Below are 13,034 nucleotides of genomic sequence, written 5' to 3' on the forward strand. Positions count from 1 at the left end.
TGTGCGGATTCACATTAAATTTAATGGTGTAATTTGGTTGGTTACTGAAAAGAGTTCCCTATCAAACGTTCCACTGAAACTTTGAATAGATATTTTAATTAATGATCAAAAATCGCTAGGTTATAAATTCAATCAGTTTTTCGGATACTGATCGAGCCGCAATAACCGCCCCCTCCATATAACCAGGATATTGGGTTGCCATTTCACTTGCTGCGAGGTACAAATTACCCTTCATATAACTGTGATGTAACAGCGGATGCCCGTTATCTTGATGCGGACGTTGGATTGTCAGATTACCAGTCAATATAAATTCATCTGACCAGACCTTATCAAAATAAGCAGTTGGGGTGAGAGCCTTTTTCCCAATCAATTCGCCTAATTGTTGTAAAACAAGCCCTTTTCTCACTTTGGGCATGTAAGCTGAAGCCCCTGTGTTTAGAAAACCCGTAAAGCCAAATCTATCCTCTTCAAAATTGGTATGGTCGTACATTTCAGTAATGATACCTGCATGGCTGTACAGCATTCCTGAATATCCCTGGTTCCGCCAAAAAGGTTGGTCATATTCCAATGTGAACTTTATTGATCCTGCCATCCAGGTTTGTACGTTGGGAAGAAGGGCCGTGAGTTCTTCAGGTAACAATGGTGAAAACATTATATTAGATACTAACTGTGGAGGAATGCACAGGATGACTTTGTCAGCCTCTATTTCTTTGCCCATATCATTTTCAAGCATCATACCTTCTCCTGTTTGTTTTATCGATCTGATCTTACAATTCAAAAAAATACGGTCTTGGGGTAGCTTAGCTTCCAAAGTATCGATCAACATTTGCGTGCCCCCGGTTAAACGGTAAGATGGTTTTTCAGCCTCGGGGATATAGAATTTCTGTGGTTGTTCAAACGATTTGGTCTGAAACAATGTTAAACCTTTTGAGAACTGTGGGTATTTTCGGAGTCCCAATTCATTTATTAAAAACAGAAGATTCGAATGCAGGTCGGAGAACCAGGTTGCGCCCAATTCCAAAGGAGTCTGTAAGGTTCCTGTGACGGTCTGTATCCTTCCGCCAAGTCTGGAAGATGCTTCCAAAATAATGAAATCTATATTCCTTTTTGTTAGCAGGTAAGCCAAAGTTAACCCACTCAATCCACCTTCTATGATAACAATACGTTGCTTTTCATTCATCTTATGGAACCGTTTTTGATTTTAACCTTCAAATTTCCATTTTTATCCCTTTGATATCAGTGGACAAATCGGAAAAATAATGGAACATATAGGAAAAAAAAGCGAATCTATATACTGGTGGATTTGGAGTATACACCAAATTTGTAAATTAGCAAAAAGGTACAGTGTTCTCAGTTGAGTGTCTATGGCAAAAGAAAAGTCGAACATAATCAATGAATATCATCTATAGGCACAAGCCTGAATGTCCACAGTTTGCTTTATATGATCTGAAGGCACATTTAATGGAAAATCAATGCCAAGTAGTAAGACCGCACATTCACAGCTTTTATCAGGTCATATGGTTTAAAAAAGGAAAAGGGAAACATTCTGTCGATTTCAAGACCTACGATGTTTTTGATAATTCGATTTTTTTCGTTGGACCCAATCAGGTGCATCACTTTGATGAAAATTACGATTATGAAGGTGTGCTATTTCATTTTAACCGGTTATTCCTGTTACAGGAACAAAGCCCATTAGATTTTTTCCTGCATTTCAATTTATTTAATAATTCCCTCCATCAATCCTCTTTAAACGTCAGTACGGGGATCGTCGATACCTTGGATAGGTATGTTTCACAGATAAAGGATGAATTGAACAATGAAGAAACATTTGGCAAGGAATTGATTTTGGGCAGCTACCTCAAATCATTCCTTATTCAGGTACAGCGCAAGAAGAACATTTTTGAACAGGGCTCTGAGGTCTGGTCTCCAACTTTCAACGACAAAAGATTGGTGCTTATGAGGTTCATCAATCTGATAGACGAAAACTATAAAAAAGGATATACCATTGCCGAGTATGCCAGTTCATTGCATATCTCTTCGAGGAGTCTGTCCGACCTCACCCACCAACAGCTCCATAAAACTCCTTCCCAAATGGTTCAGGAGCGAATTATTTTGGAAGCTCAGCGTCTATTATTGTATTCCAACTCCAATGTCAATCAGGTGGCTTACCGTTTAGGCTTTGAAGATGCCTCTTATTTTGTAAAATATTTTAAAAAATATACAGGTGTTTCACCGAAAGATTTTAGAAAGTCCATTTCTTAAAATTACCATTTGTTTTTCTATTTGCTCATTGTTTAAAAGTAGTAAATCAAAGACTTTTGTTAACCAAAATTTTACACCTATGGCAACGGCATATTTAGTGATTACACTTACGATTGTCGGTATGGATTTAGCGGGTGCAGCGGCAGTTTATTGCCTGTATAAACATCCCTTTCTAGAGACAATAAAAGGTGCTCTGTCGAAAGAACTATTATACCATATCGACGATGTGCTGCTGTTGCACGGTTTTGAGTGTGTAGAAGACGCTCAGGAATACCTGATGAGCAACCTTTTTAAAAAAAATGTGGTTACCTCCCTGAAACCATACATAAAGGGCAAGCCGAACATTAAGATTTATAGTGTATCTTAATATTTAGTACTGGAAGGAATGGTCCTTCAGGCCCTTTCGATTGTTGATTATTCATAAAGTATATAATGATGAAGACAATTAAAATGAAATGTTGATTTTTGAGTTCGGCACACAAGGCTGAATTGCTGGGAAATTTTCCATTTCAAAAAAACTATATGTGTTATCTTCACGGAGCTAGGCATTAATCCAAGTAGGCGAGGAGAAGATAAAAATGTTTCTGGGCGGCGCATGACCAGGGACCAACCGTTATTTTTTACTATCGGATTTTTAATCTTGAATAAAGGTTGTCACTTTTTTATGTTAACCAATTCACTTTTTCCAATAAGCCTGAAGACTTTGTGTTTTTATCTTGAAGTTAAATTTGAATATCTTCTTTAAAACGTAAAAGGAACTATCATTGTATGCAGTAAGTTTTAGAGAAAGGTACCAAGTATTTGGCGTTAACTGGTGGAATCAAACAGTGATTTTTAGCATTTCATTAATGGGGGATTTTATTTGCAATCAAATGTGCTTTAAATTGTTAGCAATTTTAGGATTTCCAATTACTCATTGATAAAATATCATATTTATGATAATCAATCATATTCAGCTCTAAATACTACATTTAAATAGAAGAAAAAAGCAAGAAAACATCGCAAAAATGGTAACTATTTCAAAAAGGTAAAGTAATCTTCTAATAAACCTACTTTCTGGCTCTAAATTAGCTCCCTCTTTTAACAGTGTTTCCTTAATCTTTTTTAACATTTCCTTAACCCTGGTTAAGAAATCAATAGTTGGTTTGGTACTCATGCTTTATTCCTTCCTATGACAATAAAAATGCTAGAATCATCAACATAACCGTAAAGGATATTTTGAAAAAATCAAATATGATTGATGTGAGCGGATCTTTATAATCCCCCTCTTCAATTTCATCAATATAAACCCTTTCAAATTTCTTGTAGGAAGTTTTTAATTCCTCAATTATCTTTTTCCAGTAAGATGGTTCCACAATCTATATTTAACGCAAAATTTAATTATTTTTCAAACCAAGTTACTTTAACGTCATTAATACATCCCTTTATATAAGTATTATAGCTATTACAGTATCAATTAATCGATGTTGGTTAAATTACTGTATATCTTAAAGTTATTCGGTTTAACAAATCCTGAACAATATCGGATAAAATACTCTTTTTTTTAGAATAAATTTTTAAAAATATCCCCTCGTTGTGAAATAATATTTGCTTTAGCTCAGTTAAATAATTATTTAAAGTATTTTTTAAAGCTAATAAATTTGAAAATTTGAATGTACTGCATAAATCCGTTAGGAAAATCACCACTCCAGACTATATTGAAGATACCAATGAACTCTTGAACATAACTCTCGGAAATATGTTTAGTATTTTTCTTGAATATGACACAATGGTAGTTGTGGATTCAACCTATTTTGAACTATCTCAATACTACAAAAAAAAATAGCATAATTAAATAGATATTTTCAAGGAGTTGGCTTGCATTTACCAAGCTATATTGATATAAAATATTGGAAAGAGTATCTTTCTTTTATTTGGGTTAATAAATCCCTATGGATTGGTATTTATTAAAAACCATATTTAACTCCTCCTAAAATTCTAACAGATATAATTTATCTGTACGGAAAAATGTCCTAATTCTTTTTCTTCCTTAATGCTGATTATTTCGATTTATCGGTAATAGTTAAATTCAATTTATGATTGTAAATAAAAAACAATTAAGTTTTATTTTTATTTATTGATTAAATGCTTTAAAAATTCACTTTTTTGTTTAAAAAATCTTTTTTTATTAATCAATCGTAAACATGTTCTTAATATTGTATTAATAAACCGTAATTACTTTTGCCGTTATAAATCAACCTAATAGTGTGTACTATGAAAATGAAATTATCCTTAATTGGAATCTTCTTTTTTTCGGTTAGCTTATTACAAGCACAGACTGATGATGGCATTATGCGTTTAACAGAATTCGCATATCCAGTAAAACGGGAAAATCTAACTATTCCCGATGTCAATGGCTATCAAGTATTGAAATGTGATTTTCACATGCATACGGTATTTACCGATGGTCATGTATGGCCAAATGTGAGAATTCAAGAAGCCTGGCGTGAAGGGTTGGATGCTATTTCATATACCGAGCATATGGAATATAACCCCCACAGTGCGGATGTAAAGGTAGACCACAATCGTTCGCATGACTTAGCTGTTGAACTGGCTAAGGAGAATAATATTGTTTTGGTCAAAGGAACGGAAGTGACAAGACAAACGCCTCCAGGACATTTTAACGCTTTGTTTATTCAAGATGCAAACGAATTAGTATCAGATAACAATTCCAATTTAGATCAGGAAGCAATCTACAAGGCTTACGCCCAAAAAGCATTTATTTTCTGGAATCACCCTGGATGGAAAGCTACAGCAATTCCTGGATCCTATGAATGGATTGATTTTGTAGAAAAGATGTATCAGGAGAAAAAGCTGCATGGAATTGAGGTGGTGAATGGCTTAGGTTTTCATAAGAAAGCATTGGATTGGGCTTTGGACCGTAATTTAACCATTATTGGAAATACGGATATCCATAACCTGATTGCTCATGATTATAACATCGAGAAACAGGGGGTGCATAGAACGATGACACTGGTCATGGCGAAAGATCGTACAGCTGCCGGAATCCGCGAAGCATTGGAAGCTGGTAGGACGGTAGTCTGGTCAAGTAATTACCTGTTTGGAAAGGAAGAAAATGTTAGAGATCTAGTAAAAGCATCGATTTCAGTTTCTCCAGCCTACCATGAGAAAACCAATGTAAAAACCAAGGTAAGAACCAAATATTACGAAGTTAAGAACAATAGTGATCTATATTTTGAGTTGGAATTAAAAGGAGGGACTGGCACCAAGAGATTGGTTTTATATCCAGAATCCACTCAAATCTTGACTGCCGAAGCAGGGCAATCGAATTTAACCTATGAAATAATATCAACATTTATTCGGAGCGATAAGCATTTACAATTTGACATCAATTTAAAGTAAAAAGCGAATTCTAATTTTATGAAATCTTACATACCAATATTTCTATTGGCGGGGACTGTTTTGTCCTTACCAATCCAAAGCTCGGCTTCAAAATTGAGGAATGAGTTAATGAATTCAGTTGATTTTCAGCAAACTATTTCGGGGAGGGTAGTTGATGGGAGTGGAAATCCAATTGAAAGCGCGACGGTTGCTATTCAAGGCAGCAATCGTGCTACAGCGACGGATAAGAATGGTCAATTTACCTTGGAAAGTAGTAAATCCAATGTGACTTTGGTTGTCTCATTTGTCGGGTTTACCACCAAAACCCAACAGGTTTCTGGTGATTTGAACAATGTGGTTATACAGCTGGACAACAAGAACGATCTTGAAGAGATCGTAGTTGTCGGGTACGGAACCCAAAAGAAGATCAATTTGACCGGGGCCGTTTCACAGGTAACCTCAGAGGTCCTTGAAAACCGTCCTGCGGCAAGTTTAAGTAGGATGTTGCAAGGAGCACTTCCCAACTTAAACCTAAAGATGGTGGATGGAAGTCCGACGCGCGGAGCAACTTTCAATGTGCGTGGATCAACCTCGATTGGTGCTGGGGGAAGTGCATTGGTGTTGATTGATGGAGTAGAAGGAGACCCCAATATGATCAACCCGAATGATATCGAAAGTGTAACGGTATTGAAAGATGCCTCATCGGCAGCAATTTACGGATCTAGAGCCGCATTTGGGGTGGTATTGATTACCACGAAAAACCCGAAAGCCGGAAAAGCAACCGTAACCTTAAACTCTAACTTCTCCATGAATAACCGGGTGGTAGAACCAAAATTGGTGACCAATGGTTATGAATGGGCAAAGAATTTTAATGAAGCCTTCAATGCCTGGTATGATTATAAATCAACTCCAATTTCCGTAAATAACATATATCCATTTTCATTGGAATATTTGGAAGCTTTGAAAAAGCATTCCGAGAATCCAGGAGGCGAGGAAGTTGTTTTCAATAAGGCGACCAATCGTTATGAGTATTTTGGAAATACCGATTGGTACAATATGGTGTACAGGGAAAATATGCCGAGTACCGAACAGGCGCTGAGCGTATCCGGAGGGGGAGAGAAAGCTTCTTATTTTCTTTCAGGCCGATACTTTCATCAAGGAGGTTTGTTCAATTTTAATCCAGATAAGTTCAACAAGTACAATATTCGTGGAAAAGGAGATATCAAAGTTACCGATTGGTTGACTTTCCAGAACAATACAGAAATCAGCAGTTATGATTATCACTATCCTATGTTTGCTGATGGCGATGGCAATATCTGGAGGCAGTTTGAGCACCAAGGATATCCCATGGCGGTAATTTATAATCCAGATGGCACCTTTACGCATTCTGCTGCTTATACCGGAATAGCATCCTTTATTGAAGGGAACAATGCTTCAGACCTGAATAATACTGTATTGAGAAATACTGCAGGAGTGATAATCAAACCAGTTAACGGATTGACTCTTAAGGGCGATTTCACCTATTCCAGAACGTGGGAAGATGAGCAAAGAACCAATAATTATATCAACTATAGTAATTCACCGGGGGTAATAGATCGTTTTGGACGTAGCTTATTGAGACAATTGAGCGAGCGTAAAAAATATCTAGGTGGAAACTTAACGGCAAATTATACCAAGAAATTTGCAGATAAGCATGATATCAATGCCTTATTAGGTTACAACGTAGAAACTCAAACTTTAAAAAGCTTGAATTCACAACGTGATGGTATAATTTTATCGAACAAACCGGATTTCAATTTAATGGATGGCTTGAATTTTAATATTACAGGAGGTGGAAATGAATGGGCATATTTGGGTGTATTCTACCGTTTCAATTATGCCTACGATAGCAAATACCTGATTGAGTTGAACGGTCGTTATGATGGATCCTCGAAGTTCCCTGAAGACCAACGATTTGGTTTCTTCCCTTCGGTATCAGCGGGATGGGTTGTTTCCAATGAATCGTTTTTCCAAGATGCAAAACCATTGGTTAGTAATTTGAAGTTCAGAGCTTCCTATGGTTCATTAGGAAATGGAAACGTAGCACCATACCGTTATCTTGAACAGATGTCGGTGGCCAAAACCGGAGTAATCCTAGGGGGTGTTCAACCAAGTTATACTTCCATTCCAGGAGTTATTCCATCTGGATTAACCTGGGAGAGATCCACAACGTTTAATGTGGGTGCAGATTTAGGGTTCTTCGATAATGCCTTGAACTTTACTTTCGATTGGTATAACCGGATGACCTACGATATGTTTACCGTGGGTGAGCCATTGCCAAATGTTTTTGGTGCCGCTGTTCCTTATGGAAACTTTGCGGACTTATCGACAAAAGGATGGGAATTGACGGTGAATTACAATAATCAATTTGAATTGGCCGGAAAACCATTTAACTGGGGAATCAATGGATCTTTATGGGATAGCAGATCCCATATTACTCGCTTCAACAATCCAAAAAAATTATTGAACAACTACTATGTAGGTCAGGAGATTGGTGAGATTTGGGGTTATGAAACCTTAGGTTTCTTTACATCTGAGGAAGATGTTGCCAACCATGCGGATCAAAGTTTTATCCGTAACTCGAACAACAATGTTTGGTTACCTGGAGATTTGAAATTTGCAGATTTACCAAATCCGAACGGAGATGTGGATGGTGTCATAAACTCAGGCGATAATACAGTAGATAATCCAGGAGACCGTCGAATTATTGGTAATAATTCTCCGCGCTACCAATTTGGATTTACCTTATCAGGAAAATGGAATGGGATTGGATTATCGGCATTTTTCCAAGGGATTGCAAAGCGTGATTATTATTTCTCACCAGAAGCAGGATTGTTCTGGGGTCCTTACAATAGACCCTATGGATACCAGCCAACCAAAATGATGGAGGATATGTGGTCAGAAGAAAATCCAGATGCTTATTTCCCTAGATATAGAGGTTATACCGCTTTGGGTACTGACCGTTCATTGGGTGCACCTCAAACTCGTTATTTACAAGATGCTTCTTATTTACGATTAAAATCATTGACCATTGATTATAATGTGCCACAAAAATGGTTACAGAAAACTAAGTTAGCCAATGTACAAGTCTTTGCAAGTGCGCAAAACTTATTCACTTTCTCAGGATTGTTTAAACATACCGAGAATTTTGACCCAGAAGTTATAGAGAAGCCAATTGGTGAATTAACCAATGGTTCAGGGGAGGGATACGCCTATCCACAATTAAAAACAACAACTTTTGGTCTTAACTTAACATTCTAATTCTACCATCATGAACTCAAAAATTAAATATAGTATATTAGGATTGGCTGCGCTGGCATTTACTTCATGTAGCAAGGATTTCTTGGACCGTGAGCCATTTGATAAATTAGTTCCAAACACTTATTTCACAACAGAGGCTGATTTACAGCTTTATGCAAATTCCTTCTATCAACAATTTATCCCATCTGGTTTATCCATTGTACAGGCGGATGAAATGGGTGAATATACCTCCAAGAATAATTCTCCGAAATTTATCTCGGGAAATTTCTCAGCTGTTGATCAAGGGGCATGGAGTTGGACGAAACTTCGGAATATCAATTATTTCTTAAGTAAATACGATAACCCATCCATTCCAGAAGAAGCAAGGAAGCATTATTCAGGGGTTGCCCGGTTGTTCAGAGCCATGTTTTATTTTGATATGGTCAAAGACTATGGGGATGTGCCTTGGTATTCAAAGCCATTGGCAACAGAAGATAAAGAGTTATTATATAAGGGTCGCGATCCCAGACATGCGGTAATGGATTCTGTTCTTGCGGATTTGAATTATGCGGTAGCCAATATTCGTGATAAGAAAGACAATACCTCTTCCATGATGACAAAATGGGTAGCCTTGGGGATGAAATCCAGAATTTGTCTATTCGAAGGGACCTATCGCAAATATCATCCAGAGATCAAGTTGACCAATACGGCAGAAAAATGGTTGACAGAGTCCTTGAATGCTTCCAAGGAGCTTGTGGATTCAAAGCAATATACCTTATACAGTACCGGCAATCCAAGCAAGGATTACCGAACCCTATTTACGAGTGAGAATCCCGTTTCAGGAGAGGTCATGTGGTCCAATGTTTATAACAATGCTTTAAAGAGATGGCATGAAATTACCTGGAAATTTAATTCAGCGACATTTGGTGCGAGATGGGGATTGAACAAACAATTTGTCAACACCTATTTGAATGTGGATGGAAGCCGTTTTACAGATCAAGTAGGATATGACGAGCTATTATTCGTAGATGAGATGATGAATCGCGATCCACGATTATCACAGACGGTTCGCGGATTGGGTTATAAACGTTCAGATGGATCTGCAGCACCGGCGAATTTTGGGTATACCTTTACGGGTTACCATATTATGAAATTCAGTTTGGATGACAAGCGATTAGATGGTGTAACGGAGGGGTACAATTCCATTACGATGATGCGATATGCGGAGATCTTACTGAATTATGCGGAAGCATCAGCAGAATTGGGTAAATTATCGGGTGATGCTGCCCTGTGGAATGAGACCATTGGAGCGTTGCGGGTGCGTGCGGGAATCAGTTCAAAACCACCTGCTGATGTTGATCGTTATTTGCAACAGGTTTATTTTCCGGAAATTTCTGATAAATACTTGTTGGAGGTCCGTAGAGAAAGAGGGATTGAATTGGTTTATGAGGGTTTACGTTATGATGACCTGATGCGTTGGAAAAAAGGAACCTTATTAGAAATGCCATGGAAAGGTATTTATGTGCCGGGAATGGATCAAGAAATGGATCTAGATGGCAATGGAACGCCTGATGTATCCTTTGTGACCAAAACACCATCAAGTCCAAAACAAGGAGTGTCCTATTTTGTTGTTGATGGAAAAGCGGCGAAATTGACTGAAGGAACCAAAGGGCATATTATCTGGCGAGCAGACGAGAATCGGAGGTTTGATGATAAAAAATATTTGAAGCCAATATCAAATGCGGATTTAGTTGTAAATCCGGATCTTGGCCAAAATCCCGGATGGTAATCCACCTAACTGTACAATTGAAATTAAATCGTCCTTAGATTTTCTAAGGACGATTTAATTTAATAAGGCCATGGTAATCCATAGAAGTGCATTTTTGATATCGTTAATATACATTAGGATAAAGTGAGTTTTAACTTTCACGCATTACAACTTGAAATCTTTGTCAAACATAAGACCTTTTATGTGATTTAATGGTAGCATTGGTAATAATTGGGATGAAACTTGCTTTGGACAAAGCCCTAAAAAAACTATTATGAGATAAGGGAAAGGATCAGTGTTTCCCTAATTGTCCAAGTTTTGTTAAAGGATTTCAATCTACTATTTTCCTTGTAATATTTGATGAATAAATTTTATAAATTCATTCTACAGTAATTTCTCAAAAAAAAGCCTTTATGATGAGTTGTTGATGAATCTCATACAAATATGCATTAACTTTCTACTAAAGGGATTCCATGGCACTATGGGAAAGTTTCCTTAACAAAATCAAAAATTCAAGAATCATGTGGTGAAGATAAATTAATTTAGTCCTTAAACCCTTCCAATCAGGTGTTTTTTCGGAAAAAAAAGCCCCAATCGAATGCTGAAATACAATTGAGGCTCTAAACGATAATCATCATGCTAAAAGATGATTATCCAATATACAAAAAAATCCCCAAAACCTTGACGATCTGGGGAGCCTAATTAAACAAAAACATAATTTTCATATGTTTATATCTCTCTGTCAGTAACAAATGTCTTTAATAATGGTTTTAAAAAAGACCAGGAATTATAATTATATAGATTATGAATTAAAAAATCAAATATACCTTAAGACCTTTATCCGTCAATTATTTGGTTTTCCATTAATTTTAATAAAAGGGCTCCTTAGTACAGATTAAAAATTTCCTAGAATTCCAATTGGGAGGACTGCAGCTTGATAAGGTTTTTTGAAATTAGACAGAACCTATTCATCCTACCATTTGTCCAGTAAAAAAAGCAAATTTTATGGAAAAGCTCTTGAAATTGGACATTGAAAAATTCGTGCTGACACACGCTGAATGGATAAGAGATCATAAGTCATTGGAATTGGCCATTAAATATGTTGAAGAAGTCCTAAAGGATAACGATAGCCAATTAAAGAATGTAATAAAGAAACTATAGATAACTTCCGTGACGTTCAAAAATATAATCTTATAACTCAATTTTGGTTTCAGCCAAGTTTTTTTCTGTTATTTATTAATTCCTGGGGAAAATAGAAAACAGAGGTGTATCTAAATTGCCCAGTTAACAGCTAATGTTGGAGTTGGGAACAGTTGGTATCAAATGTTTATTTTTCTAAGGCTTTAAACTAATGAATGTTGCTATTGCCATTATCAAACGCGAAATTGAAAAAATGAATGAAAGGATTAAAATGGAAACAAAAATACAAGCGGGCAAAAGGCCAGAAATTGATAGTGAATAGGAGAACTTCGAAAGCGTTTCCCAAATTTAATAAACTGAACCAAGTCATAAAATATCTTAAAAATTTTAGAGTACGTGAACAACCATCACGCCAATTTCATCCTAAGATTAAGGTATTCGATTAGGGCTCGGATTTCTATTTGGAATGAAGATAAAAAAATATAGAACTATTATAAATAAGGGTTGTTCTTATTTAAAACAATCTAAAAATTTTCATTATGGCAACAACAAAATCAGCAAGTACAGAAACTAAAATTAAAGCAAAAAGTAATGCTGCTAAAGATTTAAAGGATCTATTTGAAGACGGTCTAAAAGATATTTACTGGGCCGAAAAGGAATTGGTAAAGGCGTTACCTAAAATGGAGAAAAATGCAACCTCGCAAAAACTAAAAACTGCCATTTCTTCACATTTGGAAGAAACCAAGGAACATGTTAGTAGGCTTGAAGAAGTATTTAAGTCAATCGGGGTTAAAGCTAAAGCAGAGAAATGTGATGCGATGGCAGGATTGTTAGAAGAAGGAAAAGGCATAATGGAAGAAACTGAGCCTGGTGCTGTCCGTGATGCAGGAATAATTGCCGCTTCGCAGAAGGTTGAGCATTACGAAATCGCTACTTACGGAACATTGGCAGCTTTCGCAAAGGTCCTTCAGCATAAGGATGCGTTAAAACTGCTTTTGGCAACCCTAAAGGAGGAAAAATCCTGTGATGAAAAATTAACCTCTATTGCCGATACCAACTTAAATTCCAAAGCCGAATAAAGAATATAGTATTAGAGTGCTTAACAAAATGCCAATCAAGAAAGATTGGCATTTTTTATTTATCATCCCTGCTTAAAAAATTAGATTCACTAAGAAGTGATTGCTTTTTCCTATTCTTTATATAA

Annotated in this window: 8 protein-coding genes; 7 read left to right on the top strand and 1 reads right to left on the bottom strand. The window is 36.5% G+C overall.

Annotated features, from left to right (window positions below; all coding sequences use genetic code 11):
* Positions 1 to 115 precede the first annotated feature (115 nt).
* Complete coding sequence (locus tag NMK93_RS07720; protein ID WP_254529254.1) at positions 116 to 1,180, bottom strand: NAD(P)/FAD-dependent oxidoreductase; 1,065 nt, start codon at positions 1,178 to 1,180, stop codon at positions 116 to 118.
* Positions 1,181 to 1,392: 212 nt separating this feature from the next.
* Between NMK93_RS07720 and NMK93_RS07725 the strand changes: the two genes are divergently transcribed.
* The 7 genes from NMK93_RS07725 (at position 1,393) to NMK93_RS07755 (ending at position 12,909) form a co-directional block, all read left to right on the top strand.
* Positions 1,393 to 2,262, top strand: a complete 870-nt coding sequence (locus tag NMK93_RS07725) for an AraC family transcriptional regulator (protein WP_197700994.1) — start codon at positions 1,393 to 1,395, stop codon at positions 2,260 to 2,262.
* Positions 2,263 to 2,341: 79 nt separating this feature from the next.
* A complete protein-coding gene (locus NMK93_RS07730; protein ID WP_093095676.1) occupies positions 2,342 to 2,629 on the top strand; it encodes a hypothetical protein in 288 nt (95 codons plus the stop codon).
* Between the two features lie 1,886 nt (positions 2,630 to 4,515).
* Complete coding sequence (locus tag NMK93_RS07735) at positions 4,516 to 5,664, top strand: Sb-PDE family phosphodiesterase (RefSeq protein WP_254529257.1); 1,149 nt, start codon at positions 4,516 to 4,518, stop codon at positions 5,662 to 5,664.
* A gap of 18 nt (positions 5,665 to 5,682) precedes the next feature.
* Complete coding sequence (locus NMK93_RS07740; protein WP_254529258.1) at positions 5,683 to 8,943, top strand: TonB-dependent receptor; 3,261 nt, start codon at positions 5,683 to 5,685, stop codon at positions 8,941 to 8,943.
* Positions 8,944 to 8,953: 10 nt separating this feature from the next.
* A complete protein-coding gene (locus NMK93_RS07745) occupies positions 8,954 to 10,711 on the top strand; it encodes a RagB/SusD family nutrient uptake outer membrane protein (RefSeq protein ID WP_254529260.1) in 1,758 nt (585 codons plus the stop codon).
* 984 nt (positions 10,712 to 11,695) lie between these two features.
* Positions 11,696 to 11,851, top strand: a complete 156-nt coding sequence (locus NMK93_RS07750) for a hypothetical protein (RefSeq protein WP_157739439.1) — start codon at positions 11,696 to 11,698, stop codon at positions 11,849 to 11,851.
* Positions 11,852 to 12,369: 518 nt separating this feature from the next.
* Complete coding sequence (locus NMK93_RS07755; protein ID WP_093095687.1) at positions 12,370 to 12,909, top strand: ferritin-like domain-containing protein; 540 nt, start codon at positions 12,370 to 12,372, stop codon at positions 12,907 to 12,909.
* Positions 12,910 to 13,034 lie beyond the last annotated feature (125 nt).

The sequence above is a fragment of the Sphingobacterium sp. LZ7M1 genome, assembly GCF_024296865.1.
Taxonomy (GTDB): Bacteria; Bacteroidota; Bacteroidia; order Sphingobacteriales; family Sphingobacteriaceae; genus Sphingobacterium.

Excerpts from the sequence above, each read along its gene's own strand:
- NMK93_RS07720 (WP_254529254.1), bottom strand. The coding sequence starts at position 1,180 with ATGAATGAAAAGCAACGTATTGTTATCATAGAAGGTGGATTGAGTGGG.
- NMK93_RS07725 (WP_197700994.1), top strand. The coding sequence starts at position 1,393 with ATGAATATCATCTATAGGCACAAGCCTGAATGTCCACAGTTTGCTTTA.
- NMK93_RS07730 (WP_093095676.1), top strand. The coding sequence starts at position 2,342 with ATGGCAACGGCATATTTAGTGATTACACTTACGATTGTCGGTATGGAT.
- NMK93_RS07735 (WP_254529257.1), top strand. The coding sequence starts at position 4,516 with ATGAAAATGAAATTATCCTTAATTGGAATCTTCTTTTTTTCGGTTAGC.
- NMK93_RS07740 (WP_254529258.1), top strand. The coding sequence starts at position 5,683 with ATGAAATCTTACATACCAATATTTCTATTGGCGGGGACTGTTTTGTCC.
- NMK93_RS07745 (WP_254529260.1), top strand. The coding sequence starts at position 8,954 with ATGAACTCAAAAATTAAATATAGTATATTAGGATTGGCTGCGCTGGCA.
- NMK93_RS07750 (WP_157739439.1), top strand. The coding sequence starts at position 11,696 with ATGGAAAAGCTCTTGAAATTGGACATTGAAAAATTCGTGCTGACACAC.
- NMK93_RS07755 (WP_093095687.1), top strand. The coding sequence starts at position 12,370 with ATGGCAACAACAAAATCAGCAAGTACAGAAACTAAAATTAAAGCAAAA.